Consider the following 23,643-nt stretch of genomic DNA (forward strand, 5'->3'; position numbering starts at 1 on the left):
TGGCTCAGGCCGCCTCCATCGCCTCGATCTGCTCGCCGATCTCCAGCCACTCCATCTCGAGCGTCTCGATGCGATCGGCAAGCTCCTTGAGGCGGCGGCCCTGATCGGCGCGCTCGGCCGGGCTCAGGTCCGGGCGGGCCATCGCCTCCAGGAGCGCGGCATGTTCGGCCTGGGCCTTCTCCAGCGCCTGCTCGGCCTGCTGCTGGCGCTTCTTCAGCGGCCGGGTCAGCTCGGCGAGCTTCATGCGGGCGGCGGCCTGGGCCTTGCGCTCGTCGCGGCTGGACGGTGCGGCCGGCACTGCGGCGGCCGGCTGGCTGGCGGCGCGGGCCTGCTCCTGCGCGGCGCGGTCTTCCTCGCGGGCGCGCCGGGCGATCTCGCGGCTCTGCTCGAGCAGCCATTTCTGGTAGTCGTCCAGATCGCCGTCGAAGGGCTCGACCTGGCCGCCGGTCACCAGCCAGAACTCGTCGCAGACCTCGCGCAGCAGCGCGCGGTCGTGGCTGACCAGCATCACCGTGCCCTCGTATTCGTTGAGCGCCATGCTCAGCGCCTCGCGGGTGGTGAGGTCGAGGTGGTTGGTCGGCTCGTCGAGCAACAGCAGGTTGGGGCGCTGCCAGACCAGCATCGCCAGCACCAGGCGCGCCTTCTCGCCGCCCGAGAGCGAGCCGACTTCCTGATTGACCATGTCGCCGACGAAGCGGAAGCGCCCGAGGAAGTCGCGCAGCTCCTGCTCGCGCGCCTGCGGGCTGACCTCCCTGGCCAGGCGGATCATGTGCGCCAGCGGCCCCTCCTCGGGCCGCAGCACATCCATTTCCTGCTGCGCGAAGTAGCCGATCGCCAGGCCCTTGCCCTCCTGGACCCGACCCGACAGGCGTGGGAGCGCCCCGGCCAGCGTCTTGACCAGCGTCGACTTGCCCTGGCCGTTGGCGCCCAGGATGCCGATGCGCTGGCCCGGCAGCACCGATTTCGTCACGCCGCGCACGATCGCCGTCTCGCCGTAGCCGACCTCGACCGCATCCATCACCAGCATGGGGTTGGGCAGGCTCAGCGGTTCGCGGAAGGAGAACTCGAAGTCGGCGGCGGTCAGCACCGGCGCGAGCTTCTCCATGCGGGCCAGCGCCTTGACCCGGCTCTGCGCCTGCTTGGCCTTGGTCGCCTTGGCCTTGAAGCGGTCGATGAAGCGCTGCAGCTGCGCCACCTTCTCCTGCTGGCGGCTGTAGGCGGCCTGCTGCTGCAGCATGCGCTCGGCGCGCATCGACTCGAAGGTGGTGTAGTTGCCGCCATAGCGGGTCACCCGGGCCTCGTCCAGGTGCAGCGTGACCCGGGTCACCGTGTCGAGGAACTCGCGGTCGTGGCTGATGACCAGCATCGTGCCCTCGAAGCGCAAGAGCCAGGCCTCCAGCCAGACCAGCGCGTCCAGGTCCAGGTGGTTGGTGGGCTCGTCGAGCAGCAGCAGGTCGCCCGGACACATCAGCGCGCGCGCGAGCTGCAGCCGCATGCGCCAGCCGCCCGAGAAGCTGTTGACCGGCAGATCCAGCTGGCTGACCCGGAAGCCCAGGCCGAGCAGCAGCGCCTGCGCACGCGAGCGGGCGTCGAAGGCGCCGGCTTCGGCCAGGCGCGCATGGGCCTCGCCGATGGCGTGGCCGTCGCCGCTGGCCTCGGCCTGGGCCAGCGCGGTGCGCGCGGCCATCAGCGGCGCGTCGCCCTCGAGCACGAACTCGGTCGCGCCGGTCTCGGTCTCGGGCATGTTCTGCGCGACCTCGGCGATGCGCCAGCGCGGCGGCATCTCGATGTCGCCGGCATCCGGGTGCAGCCGGTCGGTCAGCAGCGCGAACAGCGAGGACTTGCCCGCGCCGTTGCGCCCGACCAGCGAGGCCTTCTCGCCGGGCTGGAGCGTGAACGAGGTGTCGTCGAGCACGAGCTTCGTGCCGCGACGCAGCGTGATGTTCTTGAACTGGAGCATGGGAAAGTCGGGTTCAGCGCTGATCGGCGACGAGCTTCAGCGCCAAGAGCGTGTCGGCCAGGTCGATGACCGCCATCGCGTAGTAGGCCGACCAGTTGTAGCGGGTGATCGTCCAGAAGTTGCCGGTGCCGGCCACGAAGGAGGGCGGCTCGACGCCGTTGCGCAGCTCCACCAGCGCGAGCGGGCCGGCGAACTGCTGTCCTGCCGGGCTGAGCGTGGCGCCGCGCGCGGCCATGTCCGCCGCCTTGAAGCTGGGCAGGATGTCGGGCGCCAGCAGCGCCTCGCGATCCGGACCCTCGGGCGGCGGCAGCACGTCGAAATGGGTCGGCAGATCGCGCTGCCAGCCATGCACCGACAGGAAGTTCGCCACGCTGCCGACCACATCGGCGATGCTGCGGTGCAGGTCGACGCGGCCGTCCTCGTCGAAGTCGACCGCGAACTTCAGCCAGGAGCTGGGCATGAACTGCGGCATGCCCAGCGCGCCGGCATAGGAGCCGCGGATCGTCATCACGTTGACCCGGTCGCGCGCGGCCAGCACGAACAGGGCTTCGAGCTCGTCGCGGAAGAAGGCCGAGCGGTCGCTGCGCCCGCGCGGAAAATCGAAGGCCAGCGTCGAGAGCGCGTCGATCGCGCGGAAGCCCCCGGTCTGGCGGCCGTAGATCGTCTCCACGCCGATGATCGCCACGATCACCGCGGCCGGCACGCCCCAGCGCGCCTCGGCCGCCGCCAGCACCGCCTCGTTGTCGCGCCAGAACTTCACGCCCTCGCGCACTCGCAGCGTGTCGAGAAAGCGCGAGCGGTAGACCTTCCAGTTCTTCGCCGCCGGACTGGCCGCCGGCATGATCAGCCGCGCGACCTGCGGCTGGTAGCGCGCGTCGGCCAGCGCGGTGGCGACCACCTCGTCGTCGAGCTGGGGATGGCGGCTGACGAGCTGGCGCACGAAGGCGGAAACATCCTCCCGGCCTTCGTAGCCGGGCGGCGGCGAGGGCACGGTCTGGGCGGTGGCCAGGGCCGGGGCGACCGCCAGGGCGGCAGCCGCGGTGGCGAGCCGCGCCGTCAGGCGGCGGCGCATCGGGTTCGGGGTTGCTGACATGGCGTGATTGTCGCCGCTGGCGCTAAGCTGCGCCGTGCCCCCACCTGAGGAGACCCCGATGAACAACAGCCAGGACAGCCTGTCCGACCCGATCCTGCTGAGCCAGCGCGACGCGCATGGCGTCGTCACGCTGACACTGAACCGCCCCGACGCCTTCAACGCGCTGTCGGAGGCGATGCTGGCGGCATTGCAGTCCGAGCTTGACGCACTGGCCGGCGACGAGACGCTGCGCGCGGTGGTGCTGGCCGCCTCCGGCCGGGCCTTCTGCGCCGGCCATGACCTGAAGGAAATGCGCGCCGAGCCCGCGCTGGACTACTACCGCGATCTGTTCGGCCGCTGCGGCCGGGTCATGACGACGATCCAGCGCCTGGCTGTGCCGGTGATCGCCAAGGTCCAGGGCGTGGCCACCGCCGCCGGCTGCCAGCTGGTGGCGGCCTGCGACCTCGCGGTGGCCGTCGACCGCGCGCGCTTCGCGGTCAGCGGCGTCAACCTGGGCCTGTTCTGCGCCACGCCCGGCGTGGCGCTGTCGCGCAACGTGCCGCGCAAGCAGGCCTTCGAGATGCTGGTCACCGGCGAGTTCATCTCCGCCGAGGAGGCGCGCCAGCGCTGCCTGGTCAACCGCGTGGTGCCGGCCGAGGCGCTGGACGCCGAGGTCGCCCGGCTGGTCGACAGCATCCTGGCCAAGCCGCGCACCGCCATCGCGATGGGCAAGGCGCTGTTCTACCGCCAGCTCGAGATGGGTCAGGAGGCCGCCTACCAGAGCGCGGTGCAGACCATGGCCTGCAACATGATGGACGACAGCGCGCTCGAGGGCGTGCAGGCCTTCATCGACAAGCGCCCGCCGGCCTGGGCCCGCCCGGACTGAGACGGCGCCCCTGCGCAGCGGTACCGATCAAGTCCTTGGCATCAACGGCCGAAAGAACCGGCCGTCCCGTCACCAGGAGTCCACGATGGCGACCGAGCCTGATCTCGTCCACTGCATCTACGCCAGCTCGGCCACCCGGCCCTTCTCGTTCGACCAGCTGGTCGATCTGCTGGCGGTGGCGCGGCGCAACAACGCCGCGCTGGGCGTGACCGGCATGCTGCTGCATGACCGGGGCAGCTTCTTCCAGGTGCTGGAGGGCCCGGGGGCGAAGGTCGACGCGCTGTACGCGCGCATCGCCGCCGATGCCCGCCATGCGGAGATCGTGCGCATCATCCATGAGCCGGTCGCGCGGCGCAGCTTCGGCCAGTGGTCGATGGGCTTCGTGCAGGTCGACGACGAGCTGCTGCGCAGCGTCGAGGGCACCAACGACTTCTTCCGCGGCGGCACCGCGCTGAGCGCGATCGACAGTGGCCGCGCGCGCAAGCTGCTGCAGGCCTTCGGCGCCGGCCGCTGGCACCGGCGAGACGGCGCCGCCTGAGGTCGACGACCATGGACCGCTCGGCCTTCTCCTTCGCGTTCCAGCCGATCGTGCATGCGCCGAGCGGCCGCGTCTGGTCGCATGAGGCGCTGATCCGCGGTCCGGCGGGCGAGCCGGCCGGGCAGGTGCTGTCCGGCCTGGACGAGCCGGCGCTGCACCGGCTCGATGCGACCGGCCGCGGCCGCGCAATCGACCTGGCGGTGCGGCTCGGGCTGCAGGGGCGGCTCAACCTCAATTTCCTGCCGCGCAGCCTGGGCGAGGACGACGGGGTGCTCGAGGCGATGTTTCTCGCCGCGCAGCGCCACGGCCTGCCGCTGGAGCGGCTGGTGCTGGAGGTGACCGAGAGCGAGGCGATCGGCGACTTGGCCGGCTTCGCGCAGCGCATGCGCCGGGTGCGGGCGCTGGGTCTGCAGCTGGCGATCGACGACTTCGGCGCCGGCCACTGCGGGCTGAACCTGCTGGCGGAGTTCCAGCCTGACCTGCTCAAGCTCGACATGGCGCTGCTGCGCGGCATCGAGCGCAGCGGGCCGCGCCAGGCGATCGTGCGCGCGGTGCTCGGCGCCTGTCTCGACCTGGGCATCGAGGCAGTCGCCGAGGGCGTCGAGACGCCCGAGGAATACCGCTGGCTGGCCGGCGAGGGCGTGGAGCTGTTCCAGGGCTACCTGTTCGGCCGCCCCGGCTTCGAGGCGCTGCCCGCGCCCCGCCTGCCTCACATGCCGGCGTAGTTCGGACCGCCGCCGCCTTCCGGCGTGACCCAGACGATGTTCTGCGTCGGGTCCTTGATGTCGCAGGTCTTGCAGTGCACGCAGTTCTGCGCGTTGATGACGAGCTTGTCGTGGCCGTTGTCGGTCTTGACGAACTCGTACACGCCGGCCGGGCAGTAGCGGGTCTCCGGCCCGGCGTAGACCGCCAGGTTGGTCTCGACCGGCACGCGCGCGTCCTTCAGCGTCAGGTGCGCGGGCTGGTGTTCCTCATGGTTGGTGTTGGAGACGAACACCGAGCTGAGGCGGTCGAAGGTGATGACGCCGTCCGGCTTCGGGTATTCGATCTTCTCGCACTCGGCGGCCGGCAGCAGGCGGGCGTGGTCTGGCTCGGTGCGGTGGATGGTCCACGGCGGCGCCTCCAGGCCGATCTTCGGCAGCAGCCAGTGCTCGATGCCGGTCATCAGCGAGCCGACCCACACGCCCTTCTTGAACCACTGCTTGAAGTTGCGCGAGCGGTCGAGTTCCTTGTGCAGCCAGCTGGCCTCGAACGCCTCGGGGTAGGCGGAGAGCTCGTCGCTCTGGCGGCCGGCGGCCAGCGCGTCGAAGGCAGCTTCGGCGGCGAGCATGCCGGTCTTGATCGCGGCGTGGCTGCCCTTGATGCGTGCGGCATTCAGGTAGCCGGCGTCGCAGCCGACCAGCGCGCCGCCCGGGAACACCGTCCTGGGCAGGCTCAGCAGGCCGCCGGCGGTGATCGCGCGTGCGCCGTAGCTCAGGCGCTTGCCGCCCTCGAGGTACTGGCGGATCGACGGATGCGTCTTCCAGCGCTGCATTTCCTCGAACGGGCTCAGCCACGGGTTCTTGTAGTCCAGGCCGACGACAAAGCCCAGCGTGACCTTGTTGTCCTCCAGGTGGTAGAGGAAGCCGCCGCCGTAGGTGTCGGGCTGCATCGGCCAGCCGGCGGTGTGCACCACCAGACCGGGCTTGTGCCTGGCCGGATCGATCTCCCACAGCTCCTTGATGCCGATGCCGTAGCTCTGCGGATCCTTGCCTTCGTCGAGCTGGAAGCGGGCGATCAGCTGCTTGCCCAGATGGCCGCGTGCGCCCTCGGCGAAGAGGGTGTACTTGCCGTGCAGCTCCATGCCGATCTGGAAGGCGTCGCTGGGCTCGCCGTCCTTGCCCACGCCCTGGTTGCCGGTGGCGATGCCCTTGACACTGCCGTCGTCGTTGTAGAGCACTTCGGCCGCTGCGAAGCCGGGAAAGATCTCCACGCCCAGGCCTTCGGCCTGCTCGGCCATCCAGCGCACCACGCTGCCCAGGCTGATGACATAGTTGCCGGCGTTGTGGAAGCAGTCCGGCACCAGGAAGTCGGGCGTCCTGGTGGCGCCCGTCTCGTTCAGGAACAGCACCTCGTCGGCGGTGACCGGCTGGTTCAGTGGTGCGCCGCGCTCCTTCCAGTCCGGGAACAGCTCGTTCATCGCGATCGGGTCCATGACCGCACCCGACAGGATGTGCGCGCCCGGCTCCGAGCCCTTCTCGATGACCACCACCGAGAGTTCCTGCCCCTTTGCGCTGGCGAGCTGCTTGAGACGGATGGCTGCAGCCAGTCCGGCCGGGCCGGCACCGACGATGACGACGTCATATTCCATCGCGTCGCGCGGGCCGTACTGGGCGAGGATCTCCTGGGGAGTCATGAGGGTTGTCCTGTGTTGTTGGAGCGGCGTGAATTCTAACGGTCCGGGTACAAAAAAAGAACGACCGTTCTTTTTAGTGGCGATGCGGATGCGCCACAGCGCTGCACGCCACGGGCGCGGCGAGATGCCCCTGTGCACGCGGCCTTTTCCGTGCACCTGGTACCGGGCGATATTTCTATTCTCCCGACATCAGGCGCAGTCAGTGCAAACCCGGAGGAGTCCGGTCGATCGGCGAGCGCCCAGGCAACAGGGGTAGGTGTCATGCTGGGACTGCTGGTTTCAGAACTGGTCGGAATGGTCGAGGCGCGTCATGGTGCGGTCATGGCCGATGTGCTGATGTTCGCGACCGATGTGCCGGCGCGTGATCCGGTGCAGCCGCTCGACGGCTATCCGGCCGAGCAGCTCGAGGTGCTGATCGATGCGCTGGCGCTGCGCACCGGAGAGTCTCCTCGAGAGCTGGTGCGGGTCTTTGCGTCGCGGCTGGTGCGCCGCATCCAGCATGTGCATCCGACGCTCTACCAGCGCCATGCCGATCTGCTCGATCCGCTGCTGCTGCCGGCGCAGGATCTGCCGCTGCCGCCCGCGCGACCGGCCAGCGACCTGGCACGCCGCGAGATCGAGATCCTGTTCGGCGATCGATGCGAGGTGCAGCGCCTGGTCGACGGTCTGCAGCAGGACATCGCCCGCCTCCCGCTGCAGCGCCGGGCCGGCAGCGGGCGACATGCTATCGTCAGCGACCACCCGAAGCGCAAGTTTCGGCAGATTCCCACCTGACCAGGAGCATGTCATGAGCTATTCGATCGACCTGTCCGGCCGTGTCGCGCTGATCACCGGCGCGTCCAGCGGCCTGGGCGCCCAGTTCGCCCGCGTGCTGTCGCAGGCCGGTGCCGCGGTGGTGCTGGGCGGCCGGCGCTCCGACCGGCTCAAGGAGCTGCGGGCCGAGATCGAGGGCCAGGGCGGCGACGCGCATGTCGTCGAGCTGGATGTGACCGATCTCGACAGCATCAAGTCGGCGGTGGCGCATGCGGAGACCGAGGTCGGGGTGCTCGACATCCTGATCAACAACTCCGGCGTCAGTGCGACCCAGAAGATCCTCGATGTCACGCCCGACGACTTCGACTTCATCTTCGACACCAATGTGCGCGGTGCCTTCTTCGTCGCGCAGGAGGTCGGCCGGCGCATGGTGGCGCGCGCGCGCGGCGCCGCGCCCGGCACCTACACCGGCGGGCGCATCGTCAACATCGCCTCGATGGCCGGCCTGCGCGTGCTCAGCCAGATCGGGCCCTATGCGATGAGCAAGGCCGCGGTGATCCACATGACCCGCGCGATGGCGCTGGAGTGGGGCAAGTTCGGCATCAATGTCAACGCGATCTGCCCGGGCTACATCGACACCGAGATCAACCACCACCACTGGGACACCGAGGCCGGCCACAAGCTGGTGAACATGCTGCCGCGCAAGCGCCTGGGCAAGCCGGAAGACCTCGACCTGGTGCTGCTGATGCTCTGTGCCAACGAGAGCCACTTCGTCAACGGCGCGGTGATTCAGGCCGACGACGGCTTCGGCCTGTGATGCAAAGGACCGTGATGATCCGCCGCACGCTGACCGCGCTGGAAGCCCGCATCGTCGCGGTGCTGGTCGAGAAGGAATCGACCGTGCCCGATACCTATCCGCTGTCGCTCAACGCGCTGTGCGCGGGCTGCAGCCAGAAGACCGCCCGCGATCCGGTCATGAGCGTGAACGAGGCGCAGGCCCTGGCCGCGATCGAGGAGCTCAAGGCGCTGAGCCTGGTCGTCGAGATCAGCGGCACGCGCACCGTCAAGTTCGAGCACAACCTCGGCCGCGCGCTGGGCGTGCCGGGCGCGGCGGTGGCGCTGCTGGCCACGCTGATGCTGCGCGGCCCGCAGACCGCAGCCGAGCTGCGCCTGCACAGCGAGCGGCTGCACCGCTTCGCCGACGTGTCCTCGGTCGAGGGCTTCCTCGACGAGCTGGCCGGCAAGGCCGAGCCGATGGTGCGCAAGCTGCCGCGTGCGCCGGGTGCGCGCGAGTCGCGCTGGGTGCATCTGCTGTGCGGCGAGGTGCAGATCGAGGCGACCGGCGCCGAGCCGGGCGCGACGGCTGCAGCCGCCGACGCCGGCCTGGCCGAGGAGGTCGCGGTGCTGCGCGCCGAGGTGGCCGAGCTGCGCGCGCGCCTGGACCGCCTGGCCGCTGCGCTGGGCATCGAGGTCTGACGCCCGGCAGCGCATGAGCGGTCTCGAGACGGCGCTGCTGGCGCTGGGGCTGGCGCAGTCCGGCCTGCTGGTCTGGCTGCTGCTGCGCCCGGCGCCGCCGGCTGCGGTGGATGCGCAGCTGGAGGCCCGGCTGGCCGAGCGGCTGCAGGAGCTGAGCGACGCGGTGATCGACGCCGGCCACGCGCACAGCGAGCGTGTCGAGCGCGAGCTGCGCGCCGAGATCCAGGCCAGCGCCCGCGGCCTGCGCCAGGAGTCGAACGCGCAGCTCGTGCAGCTTCAGCGTCTGCTGATGACCCAGTCGGGCGAGGCGCTGCGCACCCAGGACGAGCACCTGCACCGCCTGGCCGAGGCCAGCGAGCGCCGGCTGCAGGCGCTGCAGCAGATGGTGGAGCAGCAGCTCGACCAGATGCGTGCCACCGTCGACGACCGGCTTCAATCGACGCTGGAGACCCGCCTGGGCGAGAGCTTCCGACAGGTGGCCGAGCGGCTCGAGCAGGTGCACCGCGGCCTGGGCGAGATGCAGACGCTGGCGCAGGGCGTGGGCGACCTGCGCCGGGTGCTGGGCAATGTCAAGACGCGCGGCATCCTGGGTGAGGTGCAGCTGGCGGCGCTGCTCGAGCAGGTCTTCACGCCGCAGCAGTTTGCGGTCAATGTGGCGACCGTGCCCGGCAGCCGCGAGCGTGTCGAGTTCGCGATCCGTCTGCCCGGACAGGGCGCGCGGGCGGGCGAGGCGCCGGTCTGGCTGCCGATCGACGCGAAGTTCCCGCGCGAGGATTTCGAGCGGCTGCTCGACGCGCAGGACCGCGCCGACCGCGATGCGGCCGAGTCCGCCGCGCGGGCGCTGGAAGCGCGCATCCGCGACGAGGCGCGCACCATCGCCGCCAAGTACCTGGCGCCGCCGCACACCACCGACTTCGCGGTGCTCTTCGTGCCGACGGAAGGGCTCTATGCCGAGCTGCTGCGCCGCCCCGGCCTGTTCGAGCGGCTGCAGCGCGAGCACCATGTGACGCTGGCCGGGCCCACCACGCTGCTGGCGATGCTCGGCAGCCTGCAGATGGGTTTCCGCACGCTGGCGCTGGAGCAGCGCTCGACCGAGGTCTGGAAGATCCTCGGTGGCGTCAAGACCGAGTTCGCCCGCTTCGGCGAGGTGCTCGAGAAGACCCGGCGCAAGCTCCAGGAGGCCAGCTCCAGCATCGAGTCGGCCGAGGTGCGCACCCGCGCGATGGCGCGTCAGCTGCGCTCGGTCGAGGGGCTGACGGACGAGCGGCCCCCCGGCGACCGCGCCGAGGACTGACGCGCCGGGTCGATCGCGTCGCGCAGGTCGGCCGCGACCGGGCAGGGCGCGCCGGTGATCCAGGACGCCAGCACCTCCCCGGCCAGCGCCGCGCTGGCCAGCCCGCGCGAGCCCAGGCCGGCCAGCAGGTAGAGGCCGCCTTCTTCGTCATGCCGACGCGGGCGCAGCCGCAGCGCGTCCAGGCGCTGGCGCCCGGCCGCGGCGGCGGCGGCCAGGGCCGCTTCGTCCACCGGCGGCCCGGCCAGCGGCAGTCGGTCCGGCGTGACCGCGCGCCAGCCGACCCGGCCCGCCAGATCCTCGATTCTTTCCAGGGCGGCGTTCGCTTCGACCAGCCCCAGGCGCTGCGCGCGCTGCAGGTTGTGGCGGTGGTCGGCCGCACGCACCTGGGGATCGGGGTCGTCATGCTGGGTGGTGGCGCCGGTCAAGATCCGGCCGTCGGGCAGCGCCAGGGCATAGCCCTGGCCGGAGAGCGGGCGCAGCCGTGATGGCGCCACCCGCAGCCCCGGCCAGCCCGCGGGCAGCACCGTGGTCTGGCCGCGCACCGGTGCCAGCGACAGCCGGGCGCGGTCCTGCAGCAGCGCCGGGCTGCCCAGCGCGGCCGCGACCACCAGCACCGGCGCGGCCGCCAGCACCCGGCCGTCCGCATCCAGCGCTTGCCACAGGCCGTTTTCGCGCCTCAGATGCTGCACCGCCAGCCCGCCGCGGAAGGTGGCGCCTTGCAGCAGGTGGCGGCTCCAGTCGGCCGGAGAGAGCCAGCCGCCCTGGCCGAACTGCCAGCCGCCGCAGCCGTCACCGCCGTCAATGCCGATCGGCAGGCCGCTGAAGGCGGCTGCGGCCGCGGCGTCCTGCCAGTCGATCCAGTCGGCGGGCAGGCCGACTGTGGCGAGCTGGGCGCGGGCGCGGGCCTCGTCCAGCCGCGGCTCCAGCCGCAGGAAGCCGTCGAGCCGGCCGGACACGCGCCCTTGCGCCAGCGCCGGTGCGGCCAGCCGCGCGGTGCGCAGCGCGGCGGCGCGGAACCAGCGTGCGTGCAGGCTGTCGGGCGCATTGAAGATGCCGTGCATCAGCCCGCCGGGATTGCCCGAGGTCTCGGCCGCCGGCGTGGCCTGGCGGTCGATCACCTCGACCTGCCAGCCCTGGCGCAGCAGGCCGTGTGCGGCAGCCGCGCCGGCCAGGCCCGCGCCGATCACCAGTGCGTGGCGCGGTCCGGCGTGCGGCGGGCGCCACGCGGCGGGCCGTGGCGGCACGAAGCGCGGCGCGTGCCGCGCCACCGTGATGTCGCGCTTGCCGCCGAAGCCGGGCGCGCGCTCGACCGCGAAGCCGATCGAGGCCAGCCCGTCGCGCACCGCCCGCGCCGCGCTCCAGGTCGCAGCGGTGGCGCCGGGCGCGACCAGGCGGGCGAGCCGGCGGAACAGCTCGGCGCTCCACAGCTCGGCATTGCGCGCGGGCGCGAAGCCGTCCAGGTAGAGCGCGTCGGCCTCGGCCTGCAGCCCGGGCAGCGTCTGCAGCGCGTCGCCGAAGACCAGCAGCAGCTGCACCCGGCCGCCCTCGAAGTCGAGCGCGTGCAGGTCGGGCGTCAGCGGCGGCCACTGCGCGACCAGCTTGGCCGCCAGCGCTGCCTCCTCGCTGCTGCGGTGTACGCGCGCCATGTCCTCGGGCGTGAGCGGGTGCTTTTCCAGCGAGATGAAGACCAGCCGCTCGCAGCGCTGCGGATCTGCGCGCCAGGCCGCCCAGGTGGCGAGAAAGTTGTTGCCCAGGCCGAAGCCGGTCTCCAGCACCACGAAGCGCTCGCGGCCCTGCCAGCGCCCGGGCAGGCCGTTGCCGGCCAGGAAGACATGGCGAGCCTGAGCGAAGGCGCCGGCGGTGGCGTGGTAGACATCGCCGTAGTCGGGCGCGCAGGGGGTGCCGTCGGGCAGCAGGTCGATGCGGGCGGGGGAGATCGGGGCAGCAGCGTTCATCGGGGCGGCATTGTCGGGGATTGCGGTGCGGCCCGGACGGGCAGGGCACACTTGCGGCTTTTGCCTCTGGCGCCTGCGTCCTGACATGACATCGAACCGCTCCACGAACCGTTTGTTCTCACGCTCCCTGCTGATGCTGGCCGGTGCCGGCACGCTGGCCGTGACGCTGGCCGGCTGCTCGGCCGAGCCGGCCGACACCCATCCCGACCAGCCGGTGAGCAAGCGGCGCGAGATCTTCAAGTCCTTCACCCGCAACTTCGAGCCGATCGGCCAGGTCGCGCGCGACCGCAAGCCCTACCAGGCGGCCGAATTCCTGGCGCAGGCGCAGGCACTGCAGAAGCTGGCCGATCAGCCCTGGGCGCTGTTCCCGGCCGACAGCAACTACCCGCCGACCCGCGCGCTGTCGGCGGTCTGGGACAAGCCGGCCGAGTTCGCCCAGGCCAGCGCCGACTACCGGCAGAAGGTGGATGCGCTGGTGGCCGCGGCCCAGGGTTCCGACCTGGATCGCATCAAGGCGGCGGTCAGCCAGGTGGAGGGCAGCTGCCGCAGCTGCCACGACGCGTTCCGCAAGCCGTGATGCCGGGCGGGCGGCGGTGTCTGCGCCGGCGGCTGCGCTCTCTGGGACAATCCGGCCCATGAGCGACCTCCAGAACATTTCCTCCACCTCCGCCGCCCCGAAGATCGGCTTCGTGAGCCTCGGCTGCCCGAAGGCCCTGACCGACTCCGAGCTGATCCTGACCCAGCTCTCGGCCGAGGGCTATGCCACCAGCAAGACCTTCCAGGGCGCCGACCTGGTGATCGTCAACACCTGCGGCTTCATCGACGATGCGGTCAAGGAGAGCCTGGACACCATCGGCGAGGCGCTGGCCGAGAACGGCAAGGTCATCGTGACCGGCTGCCTGGGCTCGCGCACCGCCGACGGCGGCGAGAACCTGGTGCGCCAGGTCCACCCCAAGGTGCTGGCGGTGACCGGCCCGCACGCCACCCAGGAGGTGATGGACGCGGTGCACCAGCATGTCCCGAAGCCGCACGACCCCTTCATCGACCTGGTGCCGGCCGCCGGCGTCAAGCTGACCCCGAAGCACTACGCCTATCTGAAGATCAGCGAGGGCTGCAACCACCGCTGCAGCTTCTGCATCATCCCGTCGATGCGCGGCGACCTGGTCTCGCGCCCGGTGGGCGATGTGCTGAGCGAGGCCCGCGCGCTGTTCGAGGGCGGCGTGAAGGAGCTGCTGGTCATCAGCCAGGACACCTCGGCCTATGGCGTGGACGTGAAGTACCGCACCGGCTTCTGGGACGGCACGCCGGTCAAGACCCGTATGTTCGACCTGGTGGCGAAGCTGGGCGAGATCGCCAAGCCTTATGGCGCCTGGGTGCGGCTGCACTATGTCTACCCGTATCCGCATGTCGACGAGATCATTCCGATGATGGCCGAGGGTCTGGTGCTGCCCTATCTCGACGTGCCCTTCCAGCACGCGCATCCGGATGTGCTCAAGCGCATGAAGCGCCCGGCCAGCGGCGAGCGCAACCTCGAGCGCCTGCAGAAGTGGCGCGAGCTCTGCCCGGACCTGGTGGTGCGCTCGACCTTCATCGCCGGCTTCCCCGGCGAGACCGAGGCCGAGTTCGAGTACCTGCTCGACTTCCTGAAGGAGGCGAAGATCGACCGCGCCGGCTGCTTCGCGTACTCGCCGGTCGACGGGGCCGCCGCCAACGAGCTGCCCGGCGCGCTGCCCGACGCGGTGCGCGAGGAGCGCCGCGCGCGCTTCATGGCGGTGGCCGAGCAGGTCTCGATCGAGAAGCTGAAGTCGCGCGTGGGGGCGACGATGCAGGTGCTGGTCGACAGCGCGCCGGCCCTGGGCCGCAAGGGCGGCGTGGCGCGCACCTACGCCGACGCGCCCGAGATCGACGGCACCGTGAAGATCCTGCCGCCGTCGAAGGCCTCGCGCACGATGAAGGTCGGCGAGTTCGCGCGGGTGCGCATCAGCGGCGTGCTCGGCCACGACCTGATCGGCGAGCTGCTGTGAGCGCTTCCAGCCGCCCGATGCAGCCGGAGACCGCGCAGGTCCACCACCCGTACGCCGCGCCGGCGGGCTTCGATGCCCAGCTGCCCGCGGTGCACAAGGCCTCGTCGGTGTTCTTCCCGTCGGTCGAGGCGCTGCGCCGCACCGAGTGGATCGACGGCAGCGGCTACACCTACGGCCTGCACGGCACGCCTACCACGCTGACGCTGCAGGCGCGGCTGGCCACGCTGGAGGGCGCGAACCATGTCCTGCTGGCCCCCAGCGGCCTGGCGGCGATCACGCTGGTCGACATCGCGCTGCTGGCCCGCGGCGACGAGCTGCTGCTGCCCGACAACGTCTACGGCCCGAGCCGCAGCTTCGCCACGCACGAGCTCCAGGCCTGGGGCATCGCGCACCGGATCTACGACCCGATGGACCCGGCCTCGCTGGAGGCGGCGCTGACGCCCGCCACGAAGCTGGTCTGGCTGGAGGCGCCGGGCTCGGTCACGCTGGAGTTCCCGGACCTGCGCGGCCTGGTGCGGCGGGTGCGCGAGCGCGCGCCGCAGGCGCTCATCGCACTGGACAACACCTGGGGCGCGGGCCTGGCCTTCGATGCCTTCGACCTGGGCGAGGGCCTGGCGGTGGACCTGACGGTGCATGCGCTGACCAAGTACCCCTCGGGCGGCGCCGACGTGCTGATGGGCTCGGTCGCCTGCCGGGACGAGGCGCTGTACCGGCGGCTGGCGCTGGCGCATGCGCGCCTGGGCCTGGGCGTGGGGCTGAACGATGTCGAGGCGGTGCTGCGCGGGCTGCCGTCGATGCGGCTGCGCTACGAGGCGCAGGACGCCGCGGCGCGGCGCATCGCGCAGTGGGCGCAGGGCCGGCCGGAGTTCGTGCGGGTGCTCAGCCCGACGCTGCCGGGCTCGCCCGGCCACGAACACTGGGCGGCGCTGTGCCGCTCGGCCGCCGGGCTGCTGACGCTGGAGCTTGATCCGCGCTTCGACCGGGCCGCGGTCGATGCCTTTGTCGACGGCTTGCGTTTCTTCCGCATCGCCTGGTCCTGGGGCGGGCCGGTGAGTCTGGCCGTGCCCTACGAGGCCCGCGCGATGCGCAGCCTGGCCACGCCCTACCGGGGCACGCTGGTGCGGCTGTGCATCGGCCTGGAGTCGGTCGACGATCTGATCGCCGATCTGGCCGCGTCGGCCGACGCGGCGCTGAAGATTGACGATCTGAAGGTCTGAAGGGCAGCAGGGCATGCATCTTCTTTCGTGGAATGCCTGGGGCCGAGCGCTGCAGCTGGCGGCGATCGGGCTGACGATGGCGGCCGCCGCGGTGTCGGCTGGTGAACCGGTCTTCACTCATGTGGTCACCCGTGAGGAGACCCTGATCGCGCTGAGCCGGCGCCTGCTGGCCGATCCGCGCCAGTGGCCGCAGCTGCAGCAGCACAACCGGATCGTGGACGCGCGCCGCATTCCGGTCGGCACGGTGCTGAAGATTCCGGTGCGCCTGCTGGCCACCGAGCCGGTGCCGGCGCGGGTGCTGTCGGCCTCTGGCGAGGTGTCCGGCCCGCAGGGCGTGGCGGTGGCGGCGGGTCAGGCCCTGCCGCAGGGCGCCCGCCTGCAGGCCGGCGACGGTGGCCAGGCCACGCTGCAGCTGGTCGACGGCACCGTGCTGCGGCTGCGTGCGGGCAGCGCCGTCCAGGTCGAGACCTCGCGGCGCCTGCCCCGATCGGGCGAGGTGCTGTCGGGCGTCAAGGTCGAGGCCGGTCAGGTGGAGGTCCAGGCGCAGAAGCGCCCTGGCGCGGGCGCGCCCGGCTTCCAGATCAGCACGCCGCAGGGCCTGCTGGGCGTGCGCGGCACCGAGTTCCGGGTGAGCGTCGATGCCCGCGCGGAAACCACCCGCAACGAGGTGCTCGAAGGCCAGGTGATGACCGAAGGCCGCGACGGCCGTGCGGGCCGCAGCGTGGCGGCGGGCTTCGGCGTCGTGGTCGACCGCAGCGGCACGGTGACGCCGCCGGTGCGGCTGCTGGCGCCGCCCGATGTGTCTGCCTGGCCGGCGCTGCAGGAGCGGGTGCTGGTGCGCTTCCCGATCCGGCCGCAGCCGGCAGTGGTGGCGTACCGGGCGCAGGTGGCTGCGGCCGCCGACCCGGCTTTCGAGCGGGTGCTCCAGGATGTGCGAAGCACCGGCGCCGAGCTGCGTCTGGTCGATCTGCCGGATGGCGACTACCGGATTCGGGTTCGGGCCGAGGACGCGCAAGGCCTGCAGGGCCGGGATGCGCTGCATCTTTTCACCCTCAAGGCCCGTCCGGAGCCGCCGCTGCCCACGGGTCCGGGGCCCAAGGCTGTCGTGTCCGGTGCGCGGCTGGACTTGGCCTGGGCGTCCGTCGACGAGGCTCGCAGCTACCGCCTGCAGCTGGCTCGCGACGAGGCCATGCGCGAGCCGCTCCGGGACCAGCGCGCCCTGGCGGGTACGGCCTGGTCGGTGGACGCGCTGGCGCCCGGCGTCTATTTCTGGCGACTGGCCAGCGAGCGCAGTGCCACCGACCAGGGCCCGTTCGGTCCGGTGCAGCGGGTCGAGCTGCGGGCCCTGCCTGCGCCGCTGCCGCCGCCACGCGTGGGCGAGGACAGTCTGAAACTGGCCTGGGAGGGCCTGCCGGGACAGACCTTCGAGGTCGAGTTCGCGCGCAGTGCCGACTTTGCCGTGCTGGAGCTGACCCGCCGCACCGAGCAGTCCGCGCTGGAGCTGAGGCTGCCGGGCACCGGCCGCTATTGGGTCCGGATGCGCGCGCGCGACCCCGATGGCTTCGTCGGCCCCTACACCGCGCCGCAGGCCTTCACCGTTCCGAACTGTCTGCGCGATGGTCAGCAGCGCTGCGTCGGCGGGGCGGACGGGGGCTCGGTGCTGATCTCGCCATGAACGGTGCGGCCGTGCGGCCGCGCTGGCCCGCGGGCGTCGGCGTCGCGGTGGTGCTGGCCGCGCTGGCCTTTGCGCTGGCGCTGGGCGGCTGGACCTGGCGCGCCGACCGGCTGGTCTACGACATCGGCCTGTCCTTCTGGCGCCGCCCGGTGCCCGAAGGCATCGTCATCGTCGCGATCGACGATGCCAGCGTGGCGGCCATCGGGCGCTGGCCCTGGCCGCGTGCGGTGCACAGCACGCTGCTGGCCCGTCTGGCCGCGGCCCGGCCCCGGGCGATCGGCCTGGACGTGACCTTCAGCGAGCCCGACGCCGATCCGGCACAGGATGCGCTGCTGGCGCGTCAGCTCGCGGCGGCCGCGCCGGTGGTGATGTCGGTGGACTGGGTGATCGCCGGACCCGGCCAGACCCCGCAGCTGCTGGCGCCGGTCACCGGTCTGCCGCCCGGCGTGAGCCTGGGCACGGCCGAGGCTTCGGTCGATGCCGACGGGGTGATGCGCCATGCCTTCCTGGGCGCCGGGCCGGCGGCGGCCCCGCTGCCGCACATGGCGCTGGCGCTGCTGCGCGCCGGTGGCGAGACACCGGCGCCGGGTCTGCCGGTGGCCGTGCAGGACGAGCAGGTGCCGGTGGCCGGTCGGGCGCCCTGGCTGCGCCAGCAGCGCTTTCTGGTGCGCTATGCCGGCCCGCCCGGCCACATCGAGCGGGTCTCCTATCTGGATGTGCTGCGCGGCGCGGTGCCGCCTGAGCGCCTGGCCGGTCGCTATGTGCTGGTCGGCATGACCGCCACCGGCCTGGGCGACACCGTGGCCACGCCGGTCAACCGCCAGCACCATGCGATGCCGGGTGTCGAGGTGCTCGCCCACACGCTGCACACGCTGCGCAGCGGCGATACCGTGCGGCCGCTCTCGCCGCTGGAGGGGGCGACGCTGTCGGCGGCGCTGGTGCTGGCGCTGCTGGCGGGCATCGAGCGGCTCGGTGCCGGTCGGGGTGCGCTGGTGCTGGCGGTGGGCTCGGTGCCGCTGGTCGTCGGCATCAGCCTGGCGGCGCTCGGGGCCGGAGTGTGGTGGAGTCCGGTGCCCTGGGGGCTGGCGGCGGTGCTGGCCTATCCGCTGTGGAGCTGGCGGCGGCTGCAGCAGGCGGTGGATGCGCTGGATGCCGAGATCGGCCTTCTCGGTCCGGAGGCCGGCCTGAGTCCGGGTGCGCCGGCGCCGCTGCCCTCGCGCCGGCGCGATGCGCTGGCGCTGCGGCTCGATGCGCTGCATGCGGCCACCGACACGGTGCGCAGCGCGCGGCGTTTCCTGTCGGATGCGCTGGCCGGCCTGCCCACCGCGATGGCGGTGACCGACGAGCGCGGCCGGGTGCTGCTGGCCAATGCGCTGGCGGCGCAGCTCTTCGAGCTGGATCGGGCCGAAGACATGCCCGGCCTGGAGCTGCCGGGCCTGCTGGTGGAGTTCATGCCGGTGCCGGGCGCGCCGGTGACGGAGCTGGAGGCGATCTTCCAGCCCGGACCGACCGCGCCGGCGGCCTGCGTGGTCGAGGCCCGCGCCGAGCGCCTGGGTGACTTCCTGCTGCATTTTGCGCCGGTGCTGCTGCTCGGCCAGCAGCGCTGGGTGGTGACCTTCTCGGATGTGAGCGCCATCCGCCAGGCCCAGCGACGCCGTGACCGCGCGCTGGCCTTCGTCTCGCACGATCTGCGCTCGCCGGCCAATGCGCTGATGCTGATGGCCGATCTGTACCGGCGCGGGCGCATGGACATGACGCAGGAAGCCTTTCTCGACGAGGTGCAGCGCCTGGGCGCGCGCACCCAGCAGCTGGCCGACGACTTTGTCCGGGTCGCGCATGTCGAGACCCGGCCGCTGCAATGCCAGCCGGTGGCGCTGGCTGCGCTGCTCGACGAGGTGGTGGCGGACTTCCGGCCCCAGGCCCTGGCCGCGCAGATCCGGCTGGGCTGGCAGACCGATCCGACGGCGGGTCGATCTGCCTCGGTCTGGCCGATGGACCGGGCGCTGGTGCAGCGCGCGGTAGGCAATCTGGTCTCCAACGCGATCAAGCACAGCCCGGCCGGCGGCGAGGTCGTGATCTGGGTGCGCACCCATGCTGACACCGACCTCCATGCGGAGGACGCGCTGTCTCTGACGGTGTGCGATCAGGGGCCGGGCCTGTCGGCCGAACAGCGCGAACGGCTGAACCAGGGCGACGAGGGCCTGCCCTCGGGCGATGCCGGCGGGGTCGGCCTGGGGTTGCAGTTCGTGCAGATCGTGGCGCGGCGCCACGGTGGGCGGCTGCGCGCGCTGCCCGGCCGTGCCGAGGCGACCGGCCGCTTCGAGCTGGCCCTGGGCCGGGTGGGTGCAGGCTGAGCGCGGATAATCCCGCCCCGTGACTGCACCGACCGTTTCCCCGACCGCCCCGCCGCCGGCCCGCCCGCCGCGTTCCTCCCGTCCGCCCCGTGCTGCGCGCCCGCCGGTGGCGCCCAATCCGGTGCCGCCGATCACCTATCCCGACAGCCTGCCGGTCAGCGCGCGCCGCGACGAGATCGCGCAGGCGATGCGCGATCATCAGGTGGTCATCGTCTGCGGCGAGACCGGTTCGGGCAAGACGACGCAGCTGCCCAAGATCGCGCTCGAGCTGGGCCGCGGCCTGGGCGCGGGCGGCTCCGGCCTGATCGGCCACACGCAGCCGCGCCGCATCGCCGCCAGTTCGGTGGCCAAGCGCATCGCCGAGGAGCTGAAGTCGCCGCTGGGCGAGGTGGTCGGCTACAAGGTGCGCTTCCAGGACCGGCTGCAGGCCGGCGCCTCGGTCAAGCTGATGACCGACGGCATCCTGCTGGCCGAGACGCAGACCGATCCGCTGCTGAAGGCCTACGACACGCTGATCATCGACGAGGCGCACGAGCGCAGCCTCAACATCGACTTTCTGCTTGGCTATCTGCGGAGAATCCTGCCGCGCCGGCCGGACCTGAAGATCGTCGTCACCTCGGCCACCATCGACGCCGAGCGCTTCGCGCAGCACTTCGCCTCGCGCCAGGGGCCGGCGCCGGTGATCATGGTCAGCGGCCGCACCTTTCCGGTCGAGCAGCGCTGGAAGCCCTTCGAGGAGGCGAAGGACTACGACCTGAACGACGCGATCGCCGACGCGGTCGACGACCTCTGGCGCGGCGCCGGCGGGGGCGACATCCTGATCTTCCTGCCGGGCGAGCGCGAGATCCGCGAGGCCGCCGACCACCTGCGCAAGCACCTCAGCCACCAGCCGCTGCACCGCCATGCCGACATCCTGCCGCTGTTCGCGCGGCTGTCGCAGGCCGAGCAGGACCGCGTCTTCGAGACCGGCGGCGCTAAGCGCATCGTGCTGGCCACCAACGTGGCCGAGACGTCGCTGACGGTGCCGGGCATCCGCTATGTGATCGACGCCGGCACCGCGCGCGTCAAGCGCTACAGCTACCGCAACAAGGTCGAGCAGCTGCAGGTCGAGCCGGTCAGCCAGGCGGCGGCCAACCAGCGCGCCGGCCGCTGCGGCCGCGTGGCCAACGGCATCTGCATCCGGCTCTATGACGAGAAGGACTTCCAGAGCCGCCCGCGCTTCACCGACCCGGAAATCCTGCGCTCCTCGCTCGCCGGGGTGATCCTGCGGATGAAGTCGCTCGGCCTGGGGCTGGTGGAGGACTTTCCCTTCATCGAGCCGCCGCCGCGCAAGGCGATTGCCGACGGCTACGCGTTGCTGGGCGAGCTGGGCGCGGTCGACGAGGCCAACGAGCTGACCGCCATCGGCCGGGAACTCGCCAGGCTGCCGCTCGATCCGCGCGTGGGCCGCATGATCCTGGAGGCGCGCAGCCGCGAGGCGCTTCATGAAGTGCTGGTCATCGCCAGTGCCTTGAGCGTGCAGGACGTGCGCGACCGCCCGCTGGAGGCCCAGCAGGCGGCCGACGAGAAGCACAGGAAATTCGACGACGAGCGCTCCGAGTTCATGGGCTACCTGAAGCTCTGGAACTGGATCGAGGAGGGCCGCGGCAGCCACGGCCACGCCGATGCAGCCAAGGCCGGGCAGAAGGTCGACACCCACAAGCTCAGCAACCGCCAGCAGGAGCAGCGCCTGCGCGAGAGCTTCGTCAACCCGCGCCGGGTGCGCGAGTGGCGCGACATCCACAGCCAGCTCCACACCGTGGTGGCCGAGCACGGCTGGCGCCTGAACGGCACGCCCGCCACCTACGAGCAGGTGCACCAGTCGATGCTGGCGGGCTTGTTGGGCAACATCGGCTGCAAGGCCGACGATGACGAGTGGTATCTGGGCGCGCGCGGCATCAAGTTCTGGCGCCATCCGGGCGCGCACCTGTCGAAGAAGCCGGGGCGCTGGCTGATCGCCGCCGAGCTGGTCGACACCACCCGCCTGTTCGGGCGCGGGCTGGCGGCGATCGAGCCGCAGTGGATCGAGCCGATCGCCGGCCATCTGCTTAAAAAACAGCTGCTCGAGCCGCACTGGGAGAAGAAGGCGGGCGAGGTGGTCGCCTTCGAGCGCGCCACGCTCTACGGCATCGTCGTCTACAACCAGCGCCGGGTGAACTTCGGGCTGGTCGACCCGGTGGCCGCGCGCGAGATCTTCATCCGCGAGGCGCTGGTGAACGGCGAGTGGGAGACGCGGCTGCCTTTCCTGGCCCACAACCAGAAGATGATCCGCCAGGTCGAGGAGCTGGAGCACAAGTCGCGCCGCCAGGATGTGCTGGTCGACGAGCACCTGATCTTCGCCTACTACGACGCGCAGCTGCCGCAGGAGGTGGTCAGCGGCGCGAGCTTCGAGCGCTGGTACCGCCATGAGCAGAAGCTCAACCCGAAGCTGCTGCATCTGACGCGCGACGAGCTGATGCGCCACGAGGCCGCCGGCATCACCACCGCGGCCTTCCCGAAGACGATCCGCCTCGGCGGCATCGACTGCACCGCCACCTACCTGCACGCGCCGGGCGATGCCAAGGACGGCGTGACCGTCACCGTGCCGATCTACGCGCTCAACCAGGTCAGCGAGGAGCGCTGCGACTGGCTGGTGCCCGGCATGCTGGAGGCCAAGGTGCTGGCGCTGGTCAAGAGCCTGCATCAGCGCCCGCGCTCGCGGCTGATGCCGCTGGCCGAGTTCGTCGCCGAGTTCGTCGAGCTGAACCCGTTCGCGCAGGGGCCGCTGCTGGAGACGCTGCTGAAGGCGGTGCGCGAGCGCACCCAGCTGGCGGTGCAACGCAACGACTTCAAGCTCGACATGGTGGCGCCGCACCTGTTCATGAACTTCCGTGTCGTCGACGAGCATGGCCGCCAGCTCGGCACCGGACGCAACCTGGCGGCGCTGAAGGCCGAGCTGGGCGGGCAGGCGCGTTCGGCCTTCCAGGCGCTGGCGGCGCTGAAGACGGGCAGTGGCCCGACGTCCCCGGCCGCCGCGGTCACGCCGGCGCCGACGGCCGTGTCGGCGGGCAGCCGCAGCGCGAAGGTCAGTCCGCCGCCGCCGGCTGCGCCCGAGCCGCTTGCGCCCCAGGCCTACACCGCCTGGACCTTCGGCGAGCTGCCCGAGCTGATGGAGATCCGCAAGGCCGGCCAGACGCTGATCGGATTTCCCGCGCTGATCGACCGCGGCACGCAGGTCGAGATCGAGGTCTTCGACGAGCCGGCCGCCGCGGCCGTGAAGCACCGCGCCGGCCTGCGCCGTCTGCTGGCGCTGAATCTCAAGGAGCCGCTGAAGTACCTCGAGAAGAACATTCCCGACCTGCAGAAGATGGCGGTGGCCTTCATGCCGCTGGGCACGCAGGAGGAACTGCGCACCCAGATCATCGATGTGGCGCTGGAGCGCGCCTTCCTGGCCGAGCCGCTGCCGCATGACGCCGCCTCCTTCCAGGCGCGCATCGACGAGGGCCGCACCCGGCTTAACCTGATCGCGCAGGAAATCGCCCGTCAGGCCGGCACGGTGCTGCTGGAGTTCGCCGCGGCACAGCGCAAGCTCAAGGACGCCCGCGCGCCCAGGGAGGTCGCCGACGACATCGCCGCACAGCTGCAGCGCCTGATGGGCAAGCGCTTCATCGCCACGACGCCGTGGGCGCAGCTGCAGCACCTGCCGCGCTACCTCAAGGGCGTGCAGCTGCGGCTCGACAAGCTGCGCGGCGATCCGGCGCGCGATGCGCAGCGCCTGGCCGAGCTGCGCCCGCTCGAGCAGCGCTGGAGCCGGCGGGTGGCCGAGCTCAAGGGCGCGCCCGATGCCCGCCTCGACGAGTACCGCTGGCTGATGGAGGAGCTGCGCATCAGCTTCTTTGCCCAGGAGCTGAAGACGCCGCAGCCGGTCAGCACCAAGCGGCTGGACAAGGTCTGGGCGCAGATGTCGATGTGATGCCACAACCTTGGTCGTGACATCCGTCACGATTTTCCATCAGAATCGGAACG

General features: G+C 71.6%; 17 protein-coding genes. 13 read left to right on the forward strand and 4 right to left on the reverse strand.

The window, feature by feature from the left end:
- Positions 1 to 4: 4 nt before the first annotated feature.
- Both abc-f and mltB read right to left on the reverse strand, forming a co-directional pair.
- Entirely contained in the window at positions 5 to 1,960 is a 1,956-nt protein-coding gene (abc-f, locus tag HZU84_RS05755) for a ribosomal protection-like ABC-F family protein (RefSeq protein WP_149503460.1), read from the reverse strand.
- A gap of 13 nt (positions 1,961 to 1,973) precedes the next feature.
- Positions 1,974 to 3,053 (reverse strand): lytic murein transglycosylase B, encoded by a 1,080-nt coding sequence (gene mltB / locus HZU84_RS05760; RefSeq protein ID WP_149503461.1) that lies wholly within the window; start codon positions 3,051 to 3,053, stop codon positions 1,974 to 1,976.
- Between the two features lie 58 nt (positions 3,054 to 3,111).
- Here mltB and HZU84_RS05765 point away from each other — a divergent pair, with 58 nt between their 5' ends.
- From HZU84_RS05765 to HZU84_RS05775, 3 genes are all read left to right on the forward strand, one after another.
- Positions 3,112 to 3,918, forward strand: a complete 807-nt coding sequence (locus HZU84_RS05765) for an enoyl-CoA hydratase (RefSeq protein ID WP_149503462.1) — start codon at positions 3,112 to 3,114, stop codon at positions 3,916 to 3,918.
- Between the two features lie 85 nt (positions 3,919 to 4,003).
- On the forward strand, positions 4,004 to 4,456 hold the full coding sequence (locus HZU84_RS05770) for a BLUF domain-containing protein (RefSeq protein ID WP_149503463.1): 453 nt from the start codon (positions 4,004 to 4,006) through the stop codon (positions 4,454 to 4,456).
- Positions 4,457 to 4,467: 11 nt separating this feature from the next.
- Positions 4,468 to 5,181, forward strand: coding sequence for an EAL domain-containing protein (locus tag HZU84_RS05775; protein WP_149503464.1), 714 nt, complete (start codon positions 4,468 to 4,470; stop codon positions 5,179 to 5,181).
- Here HZU84_RS05775 and HZU84_RS05780 read toward each other — a convergent pair.
- Positions 5,166 to 6,851 (reverse strand): electron transfer flavoprotein-ubiquinone oxidoreductase, encoded by a 1,686-nt coding sequence (locus tag HZU84_RS05780; protein WP_149503465.1) that lies wholly within the window; start codon positions 6,849 to 6,851, stop codon positions 5,166 to 5,168. The genes HZU84_RS05775 and HZU84_RS05780 overlap by 16 nt on opposite strands.
- Before the next feature lie 261 nt (positions 6,852 to 7,112).
- Between HZU84_RS05780 and HZU84_RS05785 the strand changes: the two genes are divergently transcribed.
- From HZU84_RS05785 to HZU84_RS05800, 4 genes are read left to right on the forward strand one after another with little or no spacing between them, the layout of a single operon-like run.
- Complete coding sequence (locus tag HZU84_RS05785; RefSeq protein ID WP_149503466.1) at positions 7,113 to 7,625, forward strand: hypothetical protein; 513 nt, start codon at positions 7,113 to 7,115, stop codon at positions 7,623 to 7,625.
- A 13-nt stretch (positions 7,626 to 7,638) separates the two neighbouring features.
- The gene (locus HZU84_RS05790) at positions 7,639 to 8,421 is read left to right on the forward strand and encodes an SDR family oxidoreductase (protein ID WP_149503467.1); all 783 of its coding nucleotides are present in this window, start codon (positions 7,639 to 7,641) and stop codon (positions 8,419 to 8,421) included.
- On the forward strand, positions 8,421 to 9,080 hold the full coding sequence (locus HZU84_RS05795; RefSeq protein ID WP_180692810.1) for a YceH family protein: 660 nt from the start codon (positions 8,421 to 8,423) through the stop codon (positions 9,078 to 9,080). The genes HZU84_RS05790 and HZU84_RS05795 overlap by 1 nt, the downstream gene beginning before the upstream one ends.
- Before the next feature lie 13 nt (positions 9,081 to 9,093).
- A complete protein-coding gene (locus tag HZU84_RS05800; RefSeq protein WP_149503468.1) occupies positions 9,094 to 10,374 on the forward strand; it encodes a DNA recombination protein RmuC in 1,281 nt (426 codons plus the stop codon).
- Here the strand turns inward: HZU84_RS05800 and mnmC are convergent.
- Positions 10,311 to 12,329 carry a bifunctional tRNA (5-methylaminomethyl-2-thiouridine)(34)-methyltransferase MnmC2/FAD-dependent 5-carboxymethylaminomethyl-2-thiouridine(34) oxidoreductase MnmC1 gene (gene mnmC / locus HZU84_RS05805; protein ID WP_149503469.1) on the reverse strand — a complete coding sequence of 673 codons (2,019 nt, stop codon included), beginning with the start codon at positions 12,327 to 12,329 and terminating at the stop codon, positions 10,311 to 10,313. The two genes, HZU84_RS05800 and mnmC, sit on opposite strands and share 64 nt — an antisense overlap.
- Before the next feature lie 112 nt (positions 12,330 to 12,441).
- Here mnmC and HZU84_RS05810 point away from each other — a divergent pair, with 112 nt between their 5' ends.
- From HZU84_RS05810 to hrpA, 6 genes are read left to right on the forward strand one after another with little or no spacing between them, the layout of a single operon-like run.
- A complete protein-coding gene (locus HZU84_RS05810; protein WP_180692811.1) occupies positions 12,442 to 12,906 on the forward strand; it encodes a c-type cytochrome in 465 nt (154 codons plus the stop codon).
- Positions 12,907 to 12,964: 58 nt separating this feature from the next.
- On the forward strand, positions 12,965 to 14,353 hold the full coding sequence (rimO, locus tag HZU84_RS05815; protein ID WP_149503471.1) for a 30S ribosomal protein S12 methylthiotransferase RimO: 1,389 nt from the start codon (positions 12,965 to 12,967) through the stop codon (positions 14,351 to 14,353).
- A gap of 17 nt (positions 14,354 to 14,370) precedes the next feature.
- Positions 14,371 to 15,570, forward strand: coding sequence for a PLP-dependent transferase (locus tag HZU84_RS05820; RefSeq protein WP_149505222.1), 1,200 nt, complete (start codon positions 14,371 to 14,373; stop codon positions 15,568 to 15,570).
- A 13-nt stretch (positions 15,571 to 15,583) separates the two neighbouring features.
- The gene (locus tag HZU84_RS05825; protein WP_149503472.1) at positions 15,584 to 17,245 is read left to right on the forward strand and encodes a FecR family protein; all 1,662 of its coding nucleotides are present in this window, start codon (positions 15,584 to 15,586) and stop codon (positions 17,243 to 17,245) included.
- Positions 17,242 to 19,599, forward strand: coding sequence for a CHASE2 domain-containing protein (locus HZU84_RS20930; protein ID WP_149503473.1), 2,358 nt, complete (start codon positions 17,242 to 17,244; stop codon positions 19,597 to 19,599). Before HZU84_RS05825 ends, HZU84_RS20930 begins: the two co-directional genes overlap by 4 nt.
- Positions 19,600 to 19,618: 19 nt before the next feature.
- Entirely contained in the window at positions 19,619 to 23,590 is a 3,972-nt protein-coding gene (hrpA, locus tag HZU84_RS05835; protein ID WP_180692812.1) for an ATP-dependent RNA helicase HrpA, read from the forward strand.
- The last annotated feature ends 53 nt before the right edge of the window (positions 23,591 to 23,643 follow it).

The organism is Sphaerotilus sulfidivorans (assembly GCF_013426975.1).
Classification (GTDB): domain Bacteria; phylum Pseudomonadota; class Gammaproteobacteria; order Burkholderiales; family Burkholderiaceae_C; genus Sphaerotilus; species Sphaerotilus sulfidivorans.

What these genes read in the sequence shown, in the direction of transcription:
- mltB (WP_149503461.1), bottom strand. Translation starts at nt 3,053, where the DNA reads ATGTCAGCAACCCCGAACCCGATGCGCCGCCGCCTGACGGCGCGGCTC.
- HZU84_RS05790 (WP_149503467.1), top strand. Translation starts at nt 7,639, where the DNA reads ATGAGCTATTCGATCGACCTGTCCGGCCGTGTCGCGCTGATCACCGGC.
- mnmC (WP_149503469.1), bottom strand. Translation starts at nt 12,329, where the DNA reads ATGAACGCTGCTGCCCCGATCTCCCCCGCCCGCATCGACCTGCTGCCC.
- HZU84_RS05780 (WP_149503465.1), bottom strand. Translation starts at nt 6,851, where the DNA reads ATGACTCCCCAGGAGATCCTCGCCCAGTACGGCCCGCGCGACGCGATG.
- HZU84_RS05770 (WP_149503463.1), top strand. Translation starts at nt 4,004, where the DNA reads ATGGCGACCGAGCCTGATCTCGTCCACTGCATCTACGCCAGCTCGGCC.
- HZU84_RS05765 (WP_149503462.1), top strand. Translation starts at nt 3,112, where the DNA reads ATGAACAACAGCCAGGACAGCCTGTCCGACCCGATCCTGCTGAGCCAG.
- HZU84_RS05775 (WP_149503464.1), top strand. Translation starts at nt 4,468, where the DNA reads ATGGACCGCTCGGCCTTCTCCTTCGCGTTCCAGCCGATCGTGCATGCG.
- HZU84_RS05800 (WP_149503468.1), top strand. Translation starts at nt 9,094, where the DNA reads ATGAGCGGTCTCGAGACGGCGCTGCTGGCGCTGGGGCTGGCGCAGTCC.
- HZU84_RS05825 (WP_149503472.1), top strand. Translation starts at nt 15,584, where the DNA reads ATGCATCTTCTTTCGTGGAATGCCTGGGGCCGAGCGCTGCAGCTGGCG.
- HZU84_RS05795 (WP_180692810.1), top strand. Translation starts at nt 8,421, where the DNA reads ATGCAAAGGACCGTGATGATCCGCCGCACGCTGACCGCGCTGGAAGCC.
- HZU84_RS05785 (WP_149503466.1), top strand. Translation starts at nt 7,113, where the DNA reads ATGCTGGGACTGCTGGTTTCAGAACTGGTCGGAATGGTCGAGGCGCGT.
- HZU84_RS20930 (WP_149503473.1), top strand. Translation starts at nt 17,242, where the DNA reads ATGAACGGTGCGGCCGTGCGGCCGCGCTGGCCCGCGGGCGTCGGCGTC.
- HZU84_RS05820 (WP_149505222.1), top strand. Translation starts at nt 14,371, where the DNA reads ATGCAGCCGGAGACCGCGCAGGTCCACCACCCGTACGCCGCGCCGGCG.
- abc-f (WP_149503460.1), bottom strand. Translation starts at nt 1,960, where the DNA reads ATGCTCCAGTTCAAGAACATCACGCTGCGTCGCGGCACGAAGCTCGTG.
- rimO (WP_149503471.1), top strand. Translation starts at nt 12,965, where the DNA reads ATGAGCGACCTCCAGAACATTTCCTCCACCTCCGCCGCCCCGAAGATC.